The sequence below is a fragment of the Nocardia aurantia genome (genome assembly GCF_009604425.1).
GTDB classification, from domain to species: Bacteria; Actinomycetota; Actinomycetes; order Mycobacteriales; family Mycobacteriaceae; genus Nocardia; species Nocardia aurantia.
In genome coordinates, this window is sequence record NZ_WEGI01000003.1 from 348,618 (window position 1) to 364,744 (window position 16,127).

General features: G+C 70.6%; 13 protein-coding genes. 12 read left to right on the forward strand and 1 reads right to left on the reverse strand.

Going from position 1 to position 16,127, the window contains the following annotated elements:
* Nucleotides 1–138: 138 nt before the first annotated feature.
* From NRB56_RS07885 to NRB56_RS07910, 6 genes are all read left to right on the forward strand, one after another.
* Nucleotides 139–1,620 (forward strand): acetyl-CoA acetyltransferase, encoded by a 1,482-nt coding sequence (locus tag NRB56_RS07885; RefSeq protein ID WP_153339890.1) that lies wholly within the window; start codon nt 139–141, stop codon nt 1,618–1,620.
* 75 nt (nt 1,621–1,695) lie between these two features.
* Complete coding sequence (locus NRB56_RS07890) at nt 1,696–2,007, forward strand: hypothetical protein (protein WP_153339892.1); 312 nt, start codon at nt 1,696–1,698, stop codon at nt 2,005–2,007.
* Entirely contained in the window at nt 2,004–2,444 is a 441-nt protein-coding gene (locus NRB56_RS07895) for a Zn-ribbon domain-containing OB-fold protein (protein ID WP_153339894.1), read from the forward strand. The genes NRB56_RS07890 and NRB56_RS07895 overlap by 4 nt, the downstream gene beginning before the upstream one ends.
* On the forward strand, nt 2,441–3,625 hold the full coding sequence (locus tag NRB56_RS07900; RefSeq protein WP_153339896.1) for a thiolase C-terminal domain-containing protein: 1,185 nt from the start codon (nt 2,441–2,443) through the stop codon (nt 3,623–3,625). Before NRB56_RS07895 ends, NRB56_RS07900 begins: the two co-directional genes overlap by 4 nt.
* 58 nt (nt 3,626–3,683) lie before the next feature.
* Nucleotides 3,684–5,132: an aldehyde dehydrogenase gene (locus NRB56_RS07905; protein ID WP_153339898.1), complete on the forward strand. Its 1,449-nt coding sequence runs from the start codon at nt 3,684–3,686 to the stop codon at nt 5,130–5,132.
* A 35-nt stretch (nt 5,133–5,167) separates the two neighbouring features.
* Nucleotides 5,168–7,744 (forward strand): CaiB/BaiF CoA transferase family protein, encoded by a 2,577-nt coding sequence (locus tag NRB56_RS07910; protein WP_153339900.1) that lies wholly within the window; start codon nt 5,168–5,170, stop codon nt 7,742–7,744.
* A gap of 439 nt (nt 7,745–8,183) precedes the next feature.
* Here the strand turns inward: NRB56_RS07910 and NRB56_RS07915 are convergent, their stop codons facing one another.
* Nucleotides 8,184–8,783 (reverse strand): TetR/AcrR family transcriptional regulator, encoded by a 600-nt coding sequence (locus tag NRB56_RS07915; RefSeq protein WP_153339902.1) that lies wholly within the window; start codon nt 8,781–8,783, stop codon nt 8,184–8,186.
* Between the two features lie 84 nt (nt 8,784–8,867).
* Between NRB56_RS07915 and NRB56_RS07920 the strand changes: the two genes are divergently transcribed.
* The 6 genes from NRB56_RS07920 (at nt 8,868) to NRB56_RS07945 (ending at nt 16,116) form a co-directional block, all read left to right on the forward strand.
* The gene (locus NRB56_RS07920) at nt 8,868–10,049 is read left to right on the forward strand and encodes an aromatic ring-hydroxylating oxygenase subunit alpha (protein ID WP_153339904.1); all 1,182 of its coding nucleotides are present in this window, start codon (nt 8,868–8,870) and stop codon (nt 10,047–10,049) included.
* A gap of 5 nt (nt 10,050–10,054) precedes the next feature.
* Nucleotides 10,055–10,717, forward strand: a complete 663-nt coding sequence (locus NRB56_RS07925; RefSeq protein ID WP_153339906.1) for a PaaI family thioesterase — start codon at nt 10,055–10,057, stop codon at nt 10,715–10,717.
* A complete protein-coding gene (locus tag NRB56_RS07930) occupies nt 10,714–11,901 on the forward strand; it encodes a CaiB/BaiF CoA transferase family protein (RefSeq protein WP_153339908.1) in 1,188 nt (395 codons plus the stop codon). Before NRB56_RS07925 ends, NRB56_RS07930 begins: the two co-directional genes overlap by 4 nt.
* A gap of 239 nt (nt 11,902–12,140) precedes the next feature.
* Entirely contained in the window at nt 12,141–13,682 is a 1,542-nt protein-coding gene (locus tag NRB56_RS07935) for a class I adenylate-forming enzyme family protein (protein WP_153339910.1), read from the forward strand.
* A gap of 99 nt (nt 13,683–13,781) precedes the next feature.
* Nucleotides 13,782–14,606: a mycofactocin-coupled SDR family oxidoreductase gene (locus NRB56_RS07940; RefSeq protein ID WP_319942706.1), complete on the forward strand. Its 825-nt coding sequence runs from the start codon at nt 13,782–13,784 to the stop codon at nt 14,604–14,606.
* Between the two features lie 16 nt (nt 14,607–14,622).
* Nucleotides 14,623–16,116: an aldehyde dehydrogenase gene (locus NRB56_RS07945; RefSeq protein WP_153339912.1), complete on the forward strand. Its 1,494-nt coding sequence runs from the start codon at nt 14,623–14,625 to the stop codon at nt 16,114–16,116.
* Nucleotides 16,117–16,127: the final 11 nt, after the last annotated feature.

A 16,127-nucleotide genomic window follows, 5' to 3' on the forward strand; every position in this document is an offset into this window, starting at 1 on the left:
GACCGCAGCCCTGCTGGGGGCGTTGCGGCGTCGGCGGCGGACTTGATTTAATCTAATGATCGTAGATAAACTGGTCGATGACGACGAGGTGATGAGGATGCTCGGGAAGTGCGCGGAGGGCCGGATGTGGAGGTCGGTATGACGATCGATCCACGCACGCCGGTGCTGGTCGGCGGCGGGCAGATCAACGAGCGAGTGGGCGGTCGCGAGCCGGTCGACCTGATCGCCGACGCGGCGCGCGCGGCGGCCGTCGACGCGGGCTCGTCCCGGTTGCTCACCGCCGTCGACTCGATCCGTGTCGTGGGCCTGCTGTCCTGGCGCTACCGCGACCCGGGCCGGCTGGTCGGGGAGCGGATCGGGGCCACACCCCGGCACACCGGGTACACCGGTGACGGTGGCAGCACCCCGCAGGCCCTGCTGAACGGGGCCGCGGTCGATATCGCCGCGGGCCGGGCCGACGTCGTGCTGATCGGCGGCGGCGAATCCTGGCGGACCCGGATGAAGCTGCGGGCCGAGGGCAAGCGTCCGGCGTGGACTCGGCAGGACGACTCGGTGCCCGAGGCGCCGCTGCTGATGGCTCCCGTGCCGATGAACGCCGAATCCGAGCGGCGCATCGGGCTGGACCGGCCGGTCTACGTCTATCCGCTGTTCGAGCAGGCGCTGCGGATCGCGGCCGGGCGCAGCATCGCCGAGCAGCGGGAACTCGCCGCGGCGCTGTGGTCGCGATTCAGCAAGGTCGCCGCCACCAATCCGCACGCCTGGAATCCGCGCGAGTACAGCGCGGCGGAGATTCTCGCTCCCACGCCGGGCAACCGGCCGATCACGCTGCCCTACACCAAGCTGATGAATTCGAACAACATGGTGGAACAGGGCGCGGGCCTGCTGCTGTGTTCGGCCGAGGCCGCGCGGCGGTACGGCGTGCCCCGGGACCGCTGGGTGTTCCCGCAGTCGGGTACCGAGGCGCACGACACCTATGCGATCGCCGAACGCGGCGAACTGCATCGTTCCCCGGCCATCCGGTTCGCCGGGGCCCGCGCGCTCGAGCTGGCCGGCGTCGGCGCCGACGATGTGGCACACATCGACGTCTACTCCTGCTTCCCCTCCGCGGTGCAGGTGGCGGCCGCGGAACTCGGTCTACCACTGGATGATCCGGGCCGGCCGTTGACCCTGACCGGTGGCCTCACCTTCGCCGGCGGGCCGTGGAACAACTACGTCACGCACGCGATCGCGACCCTCGCGACCCGGCTGCGCGAATCACCCGGCAGCTACGGCATGATCACCGCCAACGGCGGTTACCTCACCAAACACGCCATCGGCGTCTACCGGACCGAGCCGCCGGTCCACGGTTTCCGGCGCGAGGACGTCCAGGCGCGGGTCGACGCCGAGCCGGCCACCGAGGCGCTCGACAGCTACGAGGGCACGGCCACCATCGAATCCTGGACCGTCGCTTACGACCGGGAAGGCCTGCCCGAGAAGGGTTTCGTGGTCGCCCGCACCCCTGGCGGCGCCCGGACACTGGCGACCGCCACCGAGCCGGAATGGGTGGCCCGGCTGGCCGCCGAGGATGTGGCCGGCGCGGCTGTCTCGGTCACCGAGGTGGGCGCATGCCTGCCCCGTTGAGGTCTTATATCTAGAGACGTTAGTTTTATTGATTCGGGTGGTGCGCGAAACATCGCCCGAGACAAGGAGTTTCCCATGTCCATCGAGGACTTCCGCGCTCGCTACGAGCGCCACGTGGGCTACGTCCGGGCCGGCGACGTGAAAGCGGCGCTGGCCGACATGGTGCCGGAGAACATCCCGGCGGTGTTCGACGGTGTCCGGGTGCCCGGCCGCGAGGTGTCGGCGGCGCGGATCGTCGAGGTCCGCGCCGAGGGCGACACGTATGTGGGCGACGCCGTGTACACCACGCCGGACGGCGTGATCGGCCTGCGCTCGATCTGGGAACAGCGGGACGGCGTCTGGCTGGCCGCCGCGCTCGCCAACTTCCCGGTGGAGTCCGCGCGATGACCAGCGAGCCGTGGGGCCCCGCCGAGGACGGCGTGGATCGGCCCTATTGGGAGGGCCTGCGGGCCGGTGAACTGCGCCTGCAGCGCTGCACCGGCTGCCGCGCCTGGATCTGGGGCCCGCAGTGGATCTGCGCGCACTGCCACACCTTCGATCCCGGCTGGGAGCCGGTCGAACCCGTCGGCACCGTCTACACCTGGTCGCGCAGCTGGTATCCGTTCATCGACGAACTGCCGGTGGCGCTGCCGTACGTGACCGTGCTGGTCGAACTCCCGCATGCGGGAAACCGCCGGGTGCTGGGCATTCTCACCGACGCGACCGCCGAGGACGCGCCGCGTATCGGCGACGCCGTGACCGGCCACATCGAACTCGACGAGGGCGCGACCTGGCCGCTGCTGCGGTGGCGGCGTACCGCGGCGACGACCGGAGGACAACGATGAGCGCGAACCCGATGCGCGGTGCGGCGGCCGTCGTCGGCATCGCGGAACTGCACTACCGCCGCGGGCAGGCCCCGCACGGCGAACTACGGATGACACTGGACGCGATCGTGCGGGCCTGCGCGGACGCCGGCATCTCGCCGCGGCGGCTGGACGGCTTCGTCTCCTACGCCGGTGGCGGGCACGACGGCTCGATGCTCGGCGCCGCGCTCGGCGTCGACGACGTGCGCTGGTCGACCATGATGTGGGGCGGGGGCGGCGGCACGGTCGCCGCGGCGATCAACACCGCCGCGGTCGCCATCGCGGCCGGGCAGGCCGAATGCGTGGTCGTCTACCGGTCGATGGCCCAGGCCGACACCGGCCGGCTCGGCTACGCGAAATACTTCTACGGCCCGCACTACCTCGCGCACGGGGTCGGCTCGCCCGCGCAGGTGTGCGCGCTGCGGACCCAGCGGCTGCTGGAGCACGACGGCGTACCCCGTTCGGGGATGCGGGCTTTCGTGCTCGCCGCGTACCGGCACGCGCAGCGCAACCCCACCGCGCAGGCGTACGGGAAGCCGCTCGACGAACAGACCTACGAGAACTCCCGCCTGATCACCGAGCCGTTCCACCTGTTCGACTGCTCCCGGGAGAGCGACGGCGCGGTGGCCATGGTGCTGGTCTCCGCCGGGCTGGCCCGCGAACTGCGGCCGGATCCGGCCTACGTGCTCGCCGGAGCGCAGGGCGCGCCCGGCGGGTACTCGGCGCTGATCGACAACGACGACCTGTACACCTCGGCCGGATTCGCCGGCGCCGCAGGACGTCCCGGTGTCGCGGACCGGCTGTGGGCGGCCGCCGGGCTGGGCCCGGCCGATGTCGACGTCACCCAGGTGTACGAGAACTTCAGCGGCCCGGCCGTTTCCGCGCTCATCGACCACGGGCTGGTCCCGCCGGGCCCGGCCGCGGGCGAGGTCCTGACCGTCGACAACCTGACCGCCGGAATCGGCGCGCTGCCGGTGAACACCAGCGGCGGCAACCTGGCCGACTCCTTCGTCAACGGGATGGGCCTGGCGGTCGAGGCGGTCCGGCAGATCCGCGGGACCTCCACCAATCCCGTTGCCGGAGCGAAGGTCTCGCTGTTCATCGGCGGCCCGATGGCGCCGCTGGTCAGCTCCACCCTGTTCGGCCACCACGACACCCTGTGATCCCGGCCGCCGGTACCCCGGCGGCGCCCGATCCCGATCAGCTGCGGAGGACATCCCCATGGAGGACACGAATATCGACCGCGCCGCCCTGTTCATCGGCGGCGAGTGGGTCGCCTCGCGGGGCGGCGCCTTCGATCTGGTGGAGGCGGCGACGGAGAAACCGCTGGCCCGCTCGGCCGCCGGTGATCGCGCCGATATCGACGCGGCGGTCGTCGCGGCCCGGACCGCGCTGGACGGACCGTGGGCCGGTTACTCGCCGGACGAGCGGGCCGCCGCCCTGGACCGGTTCGCCGCCGCGTTGCAGTCGCGGGCGAAAACGACCGCCGCACTGTGCAGCCGGGAGAACGGCATGCCGATCTCGCTGTCCATCACGGTCAACGGTTACGCGCCCGCCGCGATGTTCCGCTACTACGCGGAACTGCTGCGCGCCGCGCCCGCCGAGGACTCGCGGCCCGGCATGTTCGGCGGCCGCACCCTGGTGCGGCGCGAGCCGGTCGGTGTGGTCGCGGCGATCACCCCGTGGAACTACCCGCAATCGCTGGCCGCGATGAAGCTGGCTCCCGCGCTGGCCGCCGGCTGCGCCGTGGTGCTCAAGCCCGCGCCCGAAACCGCCCTGGACGCTTTCGTTTTCGCCGACGCGGCGATCGATGCCGGGCTCCCGGCGGGGGTGCTGAACATCGTGCCCGCCGATCGCGAGGCGGGTGCGCACCTGGTGGCCCACCCGGGCGTGGACAAGGTGGCATTCACCGGATCCACCGGCGCGGGCCGGGCGATCGGTGAGGTGTGCGGCCGGCTGCTGCGGCCGGTCACGCTCGAACTCGGCGGCAAGTCCGCCGCCATCGTCACCGACGACGCCGATCTCGGCGCGTTCACCGCCGCGCTGATCGAGGTGTCGCTGGTCAACAACGGCCAGACCTGCCATGCCGGCACCCGGATCCTGGTGTCGCGCAACCGATACGACGAAGTGGTCGACGCCGTCACCGAGACGGTCCGGAATCTGGTGATCGGTGATCCGCTGGATCGCGCGACGCAGATCGGACCGCTGGTCAGTGCCGCACAACGCAAACGGGTGCTCGGCTACGTCGAAGCCGGGCGGCGCGGCGGTCACCGGCTGACCACCGGCGGGGGAGTGCCGGCGGACCAGCCGCACGGCTGGTTCGTCGAACCCACCGTCTTCGCCGACGTCGACAACTCCGCGCTGCTCGCCCGCGAGGAGATCTTCGGCCCGGTTCTGACGGTGATTCCGTACCGGGACGAGGACGACGCGGTGGCGATCGCGAACGACTCCGAATACGGCCTGGCCGGAACCGTCTGGACCACCGACGAACAGCGTGGAATCGCACTGGCCGACCGCATCCACAGCGGCACGGTCGGGGTCAACCACTACGCCCTCGACCTGGCCGCGCCCTTCGGCGGGGTGAAGGCGTCGGGTCTCGGCCGGGAGCTGGGCCCGGAGGGCCTGTTGCCGTACCAGCAGACGAAATCGGTCTACCTCGCCGGGCGCTGAGCGTACCCGTCGCGACCGGAATTACGGAGTCGTCCATGACATTTCCCCTCACCGGCATCCGAGTCCTCGATCTGACCGACGGGCTCGGCGAATCCTGCGGCCGTTATCTGGCCGACCTGGGCGCCGAGGTGGTGCGCGCGGAACCGCCGGGCGGATCCCGCTCGCGGTCCGCCGAACCGCGGATCGACGGGGTGAGCATCCCGTTCGCGCTGCGCAACGCGAACAAGCGTGGGATCACCCTCGATCCCGAACGGCCCGAACAGCTGCGCGCACTGGTCCGGGGCGTGGACATCGTCGTGGATTCCGGCACGGTGACCACGGATTCGCCTGCGGCACTGAATCTTCCGGTGAATCCGCGCGCCGAGTTGCCGGACCTGCTCGCCGGGAATCCGGCGCTGGTGTGGGTGTCGATCACCCCGTTCGGCCGCACCGGGCCGTACCGGGACTGGGTGGCGAGCGAATCGGTGCTGTACGCGATGAGCGGTGTGCTGTCGCGCTCCGGGACACCCGGCGCGGTGCCGCTGCTGCCGCCCGCCGGCTTGATCGAGGAGACCGTCGGCGTGCACGCCGCATGGTCCGCGCTGCTCGCGCACGTCGCGGCACTGCGTTCCGGCCGTGGGGAATTCGTCGACGTCTCGGCCTTCGAGACGGTGGTGCACGGATTCGACCCCGGCTTCGGCACCCAGGGCTCGGCCGCGGCGGGCAGGTCGGAGGACTTCCCGCGCGGCCGCCCGGCGGCGGCGAACTTCTACCCGGTGTTCCGGTGCGCGGACGGATACGTCCGGATCTGCCTGCTGGCGCGCCGGCAGTGGCGGTGCATGTTCGAATGGCTCGGCGAGCCGGCGGAATTCGCCGACCCGGCATACGACACGATTCCCGCGCGGTTCGCCGCCGCGGACCGGCTGCACCCGCTGATCGGCGCGCTGTTCGCCGACCGGACCCGCGACGAACTGGTCGCCGAGGGCGCGCGGCGCGGCGTCCCGGTCGGTGGTGTGCACGACGTGGCCGAGGTGCTGCGACTGGACCACTTCGCGGTCTCCGGGGCATTGATCGACACCGAACTGGCACCGGGTCTCACCGCTCGGGTGCCGGCCGGTTATCTGACCATCGACGGACACCGGGCCGGAATCCGCACTCCGGCACCGGAAGTGGGCGAGCACGATGAATCGCCGGCCGGTTCGACCGCGCAGCCGGTGATGCGGGCGGTTTCGGCCGAGCCGATGCCACCTTCCGATGACGCGCGGGCTGGAATCGCCGATCCGGCAGCGCGAGTCGATCCGCCGCCGGCCGAATCCACGCGGCCGGTGGTGGTCGGATCGGGGGCCGGGGGCGATGCGGGCGTGGTCCGCCCGCTGGACGGGTTGCGGGTGCTCGATCTCGGGGTGATCGTGTTCGGGGCCGAATTGAGCAGGCAGCTGGCCGATTACGGCGCCGACGTGATCAAGATCGAGAACGCGGCCTTCCCGGACGGGCTGCGGCAGGCCAAACGCGGTGCGGCGCTGGCGCCTTCGGTGGCGTGGGGGCATCGCAACAAGCGCAGTCTCGGCGTGGATCTGCGTACCGCGGCGGGTAAGCGGATCTTCACCGAGCTGGTGCGGGACGCCGACGTGCTGCTGGCCAACTTCAAGCCCGGCACGCTGACCTCGATGGGCTTCGATCCGGCCGGGCTGCTCGCGCTCAATCCGCGGCTGATCGTCTCGGAGGCAAGCGCTTTCGGCGATGTGGGGCCGTGGCGGGAGCGGCTGGGTTACGGGCCGCTCGTGCGGGCCTCGTGCGGGGTGTCGGCGATGTGGCGGTATCCGGACGATCCGGAGTTGCTGTGCGACGGCATGACCGTCTATCCGGACCATATCGCCGGGCAGGTCGCGGCCACCGCGATCCTGGCCGCGTTGATCCGCCGGGCCGAGACCGGGGCCGGTGGTCTGATCGAGCTGGCGCAATCGGATACCGCGCTCGTGCAGCTGGGCGTTCAGCTCGCGGCGGAGTCGATCCGGCCGGGATCGGCCGCGGCGCCGGGCAATCGCGATCCTTACTACGCCCCCACGGGGGTCTTCCCCTGCGTCGGTGACGACGAATGGTGTGTCGTCGCGGTGCGCACCGACGCGGAGTGGGCCCGGTTGTGCGAGGTGATCGGTCACCCGGAGCTCGCGGCGGATCCCCGGTTCGCGACCCGGGAAGCGCGGCTGGTGCACCGTTCCGTCACGGAGGAACTGGTGACCGGCTGGCTCGCCGGCCGTTCGCCGCGCGCCGCGATGGAAACCCTTCAGGCGGCCGGGGTTCCGGCCGGGGCGATGCTGCGCCTGCCGGAACTGCTGCGAGATCCGCAGTTGCGCGAACGGGGGGCCTACACGATGCTCGCGCATCCGTTGCTGCCCGCCGGACTTCCGGCCACCGCGACGGTCGCGCATTTCCGGACCATCCCCGAACCACCGCTGCGGGCGGCCCCGTTGCCGGGCGAGCACACCGAGGAGATCTGCCGGTCCCTGCTGGAGATGAGCGACGAGGCCATCGCCGCGCTGGTGGGACAGGGTGTGCTGCAAACCGTTCCGGCCGAAAAGCGACCGGCTGTCACCGCCTCGCCGCTGCCGCTCGGCTCCGTCGCCATCGGGTGAGATGACCGGCGTCCACGCGCCGGGCGGGCGTTCCCGTCCGAACCGATCCGTCATGGGCCGAGTGGTTTCGCCGCCCGCCGCGAGCAGTCGTGCCGCCGGTCTGATCACTCGGCGGCGGAAGGATCCGGGCAGACGGTGCGGTATGGCGTTTCGCGGCTCGGGCCGATCGTTCGGCCGGATCGACAGTGAGCGGCCGAGCGCGGCGCGCGATCGTTTCTGCTGTCGGACTCGATCGGTGGGCGAGCGGTGGCAACACCGGATCCGATTGTCCGGCAGCGTATTTTGTCCCGCAGGGCGCGGGCAGTGGCATCGGCCGGGTCCGTCGTCGGGCACGGCGTTCCGCCGTAGGCGGCCTACCGGTGTCGGAGCGCGGCATCGGCCGGATTCGTTGCCCGGCGTCGTGTTCCGCCGATTCGGAGCCGCGGCGGATCCCGCCGGGTCAGGTGACGGGATGGGGGAGCAGCGCCGGGATCACGAAGGCGCGCAGTTTGGCGCGGACGCGGTCCAGAGTGGTTTCGTCGCTGTCGTATTGGCTGATGTAGAGGATCTCCAGTTCGGCGATCCATTCGCACAGCAGCGCCAGGTCGAGATCGGGGCGCAGGTGCCCGGCGCGTTGCTCCTCGGCCAGGATCGGCTCCCACAGTTCCCGGGTCAGTTCCAGGGCGCGGCCGGATTGCTGCAACAGCCTTGTCGCCAGGCTCATCTGGCCGGGCGACACCAGGCGGTTCACCATCGGGTCCGAGTGGCCCTTGCGGATGTCCTGGCAGATGCCCTCCACCAGGCGTTCGGTCACGGTGGGCCACTGCGCGACGAACGCGCGGGCCGGTGCCAGGTTCATCCGGGCGCGCCGGGCGATCGACTCGACGATCAGCGATTCGCGGTCGGCGAAATAGCGGTAGACCGTGGCACGGGACAGGTCGGCCGCGCGGGCCACGTCCTCCATCGTGGTCTTCGCGATGCCGAACCGCTTGAAGCAGCTCTCGGCGGCCGTCAGGATCGTGGCGCGGACATCGGGTGTCCCGGCGTCGATGCTGTCCATACGGGGCACGTTACCAAGCTCCTAAATCTACGATTCTTAGATAAGACACTGGACGGTAATCGTCTCATGTGTCACGCTGGAGCCATGGAGCGCGAGGAGAAGATCGACCTGACCCGGCGGTTGATCGCCCATGTCGACAACCGGACCACCGACTACGCGGACGGGCTCATGCGGGTGCCGTTCTCGGTGTTCGACGATCCGGAGCTCGCCGCCAAGGAGCGCGCGGTGGTGCGGCGATTCCCGCACATCGTGGCGCATGTCGACGAGCTCGCCGCGCCCGGCGATTTCCTCACCACCGAGCTGATCGGCACCCCGCTGCTGGTGGTCAAGCAGAACGACGGCGGCGTACGGGCGTTCGCGAACGTCTGCCGCCACCGCGGCGCGCGGGTCGAATTCGAGCAGTCCGGGTGCAAGCGGGTGTTCGCCTGCAAGTACCACAACTGGTCCTACGGGCGGGACGGCGCCCTGCGGGGCATGCCCCACGCGGACGGCTTCGAGCAATTGGACCGCGGTGGCCACGGGCTGGTCGAATTCCCGTGCGAGGTACGGCACGGACTGGTCTGGGTGGTGCCCACCGCCGGCGCGGAACTCGACATCGCCGCGGTGCTCGGGCGCAAGCACGACGCCGAGGTGATCGACACCGGTATCGGCGCCTCCCACCAGGTACGCAAGGAGACCTGGCGGCTGGCGATGAACTGGAAGATCGCCGTCGACGGCGTGCAGGACGCGTACCACCTGTGCCAGCTGCACACGAAGACGGTGTGCCACTTCCTCGAGGGCAATGTGTCCACTTTCGATCGAGTGGACCGGTCGTGGCGACTGGTGGTGGCGCGCAAGACGATCACCGAGGTCCGTGACGCGGATCCGGACAGCTTCGACGTGCGCGACTACTCGCTGGCCAACTACACCGTCTACCCCGGCACCATGCTGGTCACCGAGCCGCAGCACTTCGAGATCTGGACGATCACGCCCGACGCCGAGGATCCGAACGTCTGCCACTGCACGATCCGGTTGCTCGCACCTCGCAAACCCGAAACCGACCGGGAGCGAAGGGTTCTCGACAAGAGCTGGGATCTGCTGATGGAGACCCTGCACGCCGAGGACTGGTTCGTCAGCGGGACCATCACCGCGAACGCGGCCAACGGTCAGGTCGACGAACTGGTCTACGGCCGCAACGAACTGCCGGGACAGGTCTTCCACACCATGGTGGCCGCCGACGTCGCGGCGCTCGACGAGGCGGCCCGGCCGGTCGCGGCGGCCCGGTAGCGGCGATGACGAATATCGACGCAGCGCAGGACATCTGGACGCCGAGCTGGGAGAATCGGCTGATTCCGACGGCCGAGGCCGGTGACGAGTTCGCGGAGCTGATCGCGGCGACCCGGGCGGCGCAGGAGGCGGTCACCCGCAGTTACCCGACACCCGAGGTCGCCACCCGCCTGGCCGCCGGCTTGCGCGAGATCGCCTCGGAACTGGGCGAATTCGAGGCCGACGAGGACGGTCAGCTGGCCGGCAAGCGGTACGACCTGCCCGGCCGGGGCCATCCGCTGCCGGCGCCGCTGCACATCGACACCGTCACCGACACGTCGGCGTCGGCGCGAGTCACCGTGGGGCGCTTCCATTCCGGGCGGTACGCGCTCAACGGCGGCGTCACCACCCTGATCTTCGACGAGATCCTGGCCCGCGTGGCCAACGGCGGCGGCCGCCCCTGGGCCCGGACCGCCTGTCTGACCGTGCAATTCCGCGCGCCCGCGCCGCTGCACACCGAGTTGCGGGTCACCGCCGAACTCGTCGGGCAGGAGGGCCGCAAGCGGTATCTGCGCGGCGCGATGTATCACGGCGACCTGCTCGTGGCGGAGGCCGACGGGCTCTGGGTCGAGATCAGAACCGAACAGGCACAAAATCTTTCGCATCAGACGGAGGTATCGGCGCGATGAGCGGTTATTCGCTGCTGGACGGCGTTCGGGTGCTCGAGGTGGCCCAACTGGCCCCGGCCTCGCTCGGCGGCCATCTCGCGGACCTCGGCGCCGAGGTGATCAAGGTCGAGTCCGGTCCGCTGGGAGATCCGGTCCGCGTCGGCGGCAGCCGCGCGGTGGGCGACCCCGACGGCCCGTCGTTCATGCATCTGCGGTGGAATCGCGGCAAGAAGTCGGTGGCGCTGGATCTGCGCGAGCCCGCGGACAAACAGGCGTTCCTGGACATCGCGGCCACCTGCGACGCGGTGATCGAGGGCATGCGCGGCGGCTATCTGGACTGGCTCGGACTCGGTTACGAGACGCTGCTCGACGTCAATCCGCGCATCGTGCTCTGCTCGGTGTCCGGGATGGGCACCGACGGGCCGTACCGCGGCCTGGGCACCGGCGGCCCGGTGTTCGACGCCTTCGCCGGGCTGCGCGCGGTACAGATCCCCGAGCAGCCACCGACCGAGGGCATGGCCGGCGGCACGACACCGCCGATCGCCATGTACGCCCTCGGCGCGTACGGCGCGATGGGCCTGCTGGCGGCGCTGCACCGGGCCGCGCGCACCGGCCTGGGCTGTCACGTCGAGGTGGCCGGGATCGACGTCGCCGCCGCCTGGATGCCCGATCTGATCGACGCGGAACTGAACCGCGATCGCTCGCTCCCGCGACCGGGCTGGCTGCCCGACGGCCGGCTGCCGGACTGGCCGCGGCTGGAGGCGTACCGCACCAGCGACGGCCACGCCGTGCTGTTCGGCGCGCACGTGGCGAAGTTCTGGCGCAATTTCGCGGTGGCCGTGGGCCGTCCGGAGCTCGCCGAGATCGATCTCGCCGGTACCGACGAGGGCGCGGTCGCGCGTGCCGAAACGGTCTGGCGCGCGCTCACCGAGATCTTCGCGCAGCGGACCCGCGCCGAGTGGATCGAACTGTTCCTCGCGCACGACATCGCGGGCGGTCCGGTCAACAGCGTGGCCGAATTGCTCGATGACCCGCATTTCCGGGCCCGCCGCACCACCTATCGCGTCGACTATCCCGGCGTCGGCGAACTGGAGTTCGCCGCGAGTCCCGTTCGCGTGCACGGCGAGACGTTCGCGCCGGGCCTGCCGCCCGAGTTCGGGGCGCACACCGACGAGGTGCGCGCAGCCGTGGCGGGCATCGGATAGCCCGGGGCGACAACCGAATATGTGAACCGTCCGGACGGGCCGGTCCGCACGCCGAACGACACGGCGGCACCGGGCCGGCCGGGCGGTGCCGTCGTTGTGCGAAAAGCATTGTCCGGCAATCGAATACGAAGACAAATTGCCGAAACTCGGCATTGTGCTAGTTATCTACTGGTGATAGATTTGCGGTGACCGGGGTCACACCGGTCTGGGGTGGGCGCCATGACGATCGAGGAGTTCACATGAATCTGGCCGACTTGACCCGCTATTGGGGCAGAGCCCGGCCGCGGCAGCAGGCGATCGTGTTCGGGGACACGGCGCAGACCTGGGCCGAACTGGACGCGGTCACCGATGCCCTCGCCCGCGGCCTGGCCGCGCGCGGCGTGCGCAAGGGCGACCGGGTCGCCGTCATGATGCTCAACCGTCCCGAGCTCGCGCACGTCATCGTGGCGACCCTGAAGCTGGGCGCGGTCAGCGTGCCGCTCAACTTCCGGCTCACCGCACGGGAACTCGCGCCGCTGCTGGTCGACGCCGCCCCGCGGGTGGTCGTCGTGGAGGACGACCTGTCCGCGCTGCTCGAGGCGGGCGCCGCGCAGACGGAGTTCGAGATCTACAGCGTCGACGGTGATTCCCATCGGCCGTACCCGAGCCTGCTCGATCCCGGCGCCGCGCCGGTGGTCGAGATCGCCGGCGACGATCCGGCCTTCATCTGCTACACCTCCGGCACCACCGGCGTGCAGAAGGGTGCGGTCATCACGCATCGCAGCGCCATCGCACCCGGCATCTCGCAAACGGTCAGCTACGGCTTCACCGCCCGCGATCGCGTGCTGTGCTCGGCGCCGCTGGTCTACACCGGCTCGGTGCTGTCGGTGTTCATGCAACTGGTCGTCGTGCCCGGCGCCACCATGGTGCTGCTGCGCGAGTACGACCCGGAGATCGCGCTCGACACCTTCGAGCGGGAACGGATCACCGCGACCACCACTGTCCCGGTGATCTGGGAACGGATGACCACCCTGCCGGGATTCGGCAAGCGGAAGCTCGCGAACTTCACCTTCGCCGCCACCGGCGGCGCGCCGGTGAGCGCGGATCTGCTGGAATGCTATCGCCGCCAGGGTATTCCGCTCACCCAGGTGTACGGCCTGACCGAGGCGTCCGGCATGGTGGCCAGCCTGACCTATGAGGACGCGCTGTCCCGGCCGGGTTTCACCGGCCGCGCGCTGGTCGGCACGCGGGTCCGCATCGGCGAGCCGGGCGAGCACACGCCGCCGGGCGAGGTCGGCGAGATCCTGGTGCACGGCGAGCACGTCATGCGGGAGTACTGGAACCGGCCGGAGGCCACCGCCGCGGCGCTGACCGACGGCTGGCTGCGCACCGGCGACCTCGGCCTGCAGGACGAGGACGGCTTCCTGAAGATCGTCGACCGCAGCAAGGACATGCTGATCTCCGGCGGCCTGAACGTCTATCCCGCCGAGATCGAGCAGGTGCTGCACGGTATCGAGGGGCTGGTCGATCTCGCGGTCATCGGCGTCACCGACGACCGCTGGGGCGAGGTGCCGATGGTCGTGTTCCACAGCGCCCGGCCGTCCGCCGAGGTGGCCGCCGACATCGCCGCCGTGGCCGCGGTGAACCTGGCCACGTTCAAGCGGCCCAAGCACGCCGTCGAACTCGGCGAGCCGCTGCCCCGCACCTTCTCCGGGAAGCTGGCCAAACCGGCGCTGCGGCAACGCTTCCCGGCCGCACCGGCCGAGGCGGTCCCGCTGGACGCGGCGCCTGTGCAGCCCTGAACCACCGCGGCGTCGGTGCGCCGCACCCGAGTCGCGATCCGCACGGCGCGCGGGCCATGGCCCGCGACATCCGAAACATGCAGAAAGAGTAGGTATTTCGTGAAGAGACTGTCCGGCAAGGTCGCGTTCGTCACCGGTGTGGCGCGGGGACAGGGCCGTTCCCACGCGGTCCGGATGGCCGAGGAGGGCGCGTCGATCATCGGCATGGACATCTGTGCCCAGATCCCCAGCGTGTTCTACCCGATGGCCACCGAGGAGGATCTCGCCGAGACCGAGCGCCTGGTGAAGGCGGCCGGCGGCGACATCCTCACCTCCGTCGGCGATGTGCGCGATCGGGCCGCCGTACAGCGCGCCCACGACGCGGGCGTCGAACGCTTCGGCGGGGTGGACATCCTGGTCCCGAACGCGGGCATCATGCCCGTGATCGACCAGGGCGTCGAGCCGCAGGCCTGGCACGACGCGGTGGACACCATGCTCACCGGCGTGTGGCACGTCCTGGACATCGCGGTCCCGGGCATGATCGAACGCGGTGCGGGCGGCTCCATCTCGATCATCAGCTCCGCGGCGGGCCTGACCAGCATGGGGCTCAACACCTTTCCCGGTCAGGCCGGCTACTCCGCGGCCAAGCACGGTGTCGTCGGCCTGATGCGGCTGTACTCGAAACAGCTTGCCAAGCATTCGATCCGGGTCAATTCGATCCACCCCACCGGCGTGAACACCCCGATGGTGGCGAACGCCGAATACGGCGCCTTCGTCAACTCACATCCCGAGGTCGCGAGCGACGAGGCCTACAAGAACCCGATGCCCGTCGAGCTGATCGAGGCCGTGGACGTGTCCAACGCCGTGGTCTTTCTCGCCTCCGACGAGGCCCGCTACATCACCGGCGTGACCCTTCCGGTCGACGCCGGCTACCAGAATCGCTGACGAGGAGCACAACACGATGACTGTCGACACGGCGCCCGCCGCGGCGCCCGAAATCGCCTCCCGGGAACGGGTTTTCATCGGCGGCCGGTGGGCCGAGTCGTCCGGTGACGAGTGGATCGACGTGATCGATCCGTGGAGCGAACAGCGGGTCGCCCGCGTGCGCAGCGCCACCACCGAGGACGTGCGCCGCGCGGTGGCCGCGGCCCGCGCGTCCTTCGACGAGGGCTCCTGGGCGCGCACCCCGATCGCCGAGCGCGCCGACGTCCTGGACGCCATCGCGGACCGATTGGCCGCGCGCACCGCGGAATTGACCGCGATCGGCGTGGTCGAGGTCGGCATCCCGGTCTCGGTGAGCGGTCCCACCCAGCAGATGACCGCCGAATTGTTCCGCGCGGTCGCCGCCGAGGCCCGCAAGGTTCGCCTGCGTGAGGACCGCACCCGCGCCGACGGCGGCATCTCCCGGATCCTGAAGGAGCCGGCCGGTGTGGTGGCCGCGATCATCCCGTGGAACGGCCCCATCGGCACCATCGCGTTCAAGCTGGCGCCCGCCCTCGCCGCCGGGTGCTCGGTGGTGCTCAAGGCCGCCCCGGACGCGCCCTTGTCGCCCAGCGTGTTCGCCGACGTGATCGCGGAACTCGTTGCCGAGCAGCGCATTCCGGAGGGCGTGGTGAGCGTGCTGGTCGCCGACCGCGAGGTCTCCGAGTCCCTGGTGACCGATCCGGGGGTGGACCGCATCACCTTCACCGGCTCGACCGCCGCCGGACGCCGGATCATGTCCCTGGCCGGCGAGCGGATCGCCCGTGTCGCACTGGAACTCGGCGGCAAGTCCGCCGCGATCATTCTCGACGACGCGGACCTGAACCACGTGGTGCAGTCGCTGCCGATGGGTGGCTGTATGCAGTCCGGCCAGGCGTGCATCGCCCTCACCCGGGTGCTGGTCTCCCGAGCCCGTCACGACGAGGTGGTGGCCACCCTCGCCGCCGCCTACGCCGCCCTGCCGATCGGAAACCCGTGGGAGCCGGTCAATTTCCTGGGCCCGCTGGCCGGCGCCCGTCACCTCGAGCGGGTGGAGAGCTACATCGAATCCGCGAAGGCCGACGGCGCGACCGTGGTCTACGGCGGCGGCCGCCCCGAGGGGGTCACCCACGGCTACTTCGTGCAGCCCACTCTCCTCGACGGCGTCCGCAACGACATGCGCGTCGCCCAGGAGGAGGTCTTCGGCCCGGTGATCTCGGTGATCACCTACGAGGACGAGGACGACGCCGTCGCGATCGCCAACGATTCGATCTACGGCCTGTCCGGCGCGGTCTACACCGAGGACCTGGAGCGCGGATACGCTCTGGCCCAACGGATCCGGACCGGCACGGTGAGCGTCAACGGCGCGGTCATCGACTTCACCCTGCCGTTCGGCGGCTACAAGCAGTCCGGTGTCGGCCGCGAGGGCGGACCCGAGGGCCTCGAGGAGTACTTCGAGACCAAGACGGTGCACATGCCCGCCCCGGCGACGTAGTTCGTCAGCCG

Excerpts from the sequence above, each read along its gene's own strand:
- NRB56_RS07930 (WP_153339908.1), top strand. The coding sequence starts at position 10,714 with ATGAGCGGTTATTCGCTGCTGGACGGCGTTCGGGTGCTCGAGGTGGCC.
- NRB56_RS07890 (WP_153339892.1), top strand. The coding sequence starts at position 1,696 with ATGTCCATCGAGGACTTCCGCGCTCGCTACGAGCGCCACGTGGGCTAC.
- NRB56_RS07925 (WP_153339906.1), top strand. The coding sequence starts at position 10,055 with ATGACGAATATCGACGCAGCGCAGGACATCTGGACGCCGAGCTGGGAG.
- NRB56_RS07900 (WP_153339896.1), top strand. The coding sequence starts at position 2,441 with ATGAGCGCGAACCCGATGCGCGGTGCGGCGGCCGTCGTCGGCATCGCG.
- NRB56_RS07895 (WP_153339894.1), top strand. The coding sequence starts at position 2,004 with ATGACCAGCGAGCCGTGGGGCCCCGCCGAGGACGGCGTGGATCGGCCC.
- NRB56_RS07885 (WP_153339890.1), top strand. The coding sequence starts at position 139 with ATGACGATCGATCCACGCACGCCGGTGCTGGTCGGCGGCGGGCAGATC.
- NRB56_RS07945 (WP_153339912.1), top strand. The coding sequence starts at position 14,623 with ATGACTGTCGACACGGCGCCCGCCGCGGCGCCCGAAATCGCCTCCCGG.
- NRB56_RS07915 (WP_153339902.1), bottom strand. The coding sequence starts at position 8,783 with ATGGACAGCATCGACGCCGGGACACCCGATGTCCGCGCCACGATCCTG.
- NRB56_RS07920 (WP_153339904.1), top strand. The coding sequence starts at position 8,868 with ATGGAGCGCGAGGAGAAGATCGACCTGACCCGGCGGTTGATCGCCCAT.
- NRB56_RS07910 (WP_153339900.1), top strand. The coding sequence starts at position 5,168 with ATGACATTTCCCCTCACCGGCATCCGAGTCCTCGATCTGACCGACGGG.
- NRB56_RS07905 (WP_153339898.1), top strand. The coding sequence starts at position 3,684 with ATGGAGGACACGAATATCGACCGCGCCGCCCTGTTCATCGGCGGCGAG.
- NRB56_RS07935 (WP_153339910.1), top strand. The coding sequence starts at position 12,141 with ATGAATCTGGCCGACTTGACCCGCTATTGGGGCAGAGCCCGGCCGCGG.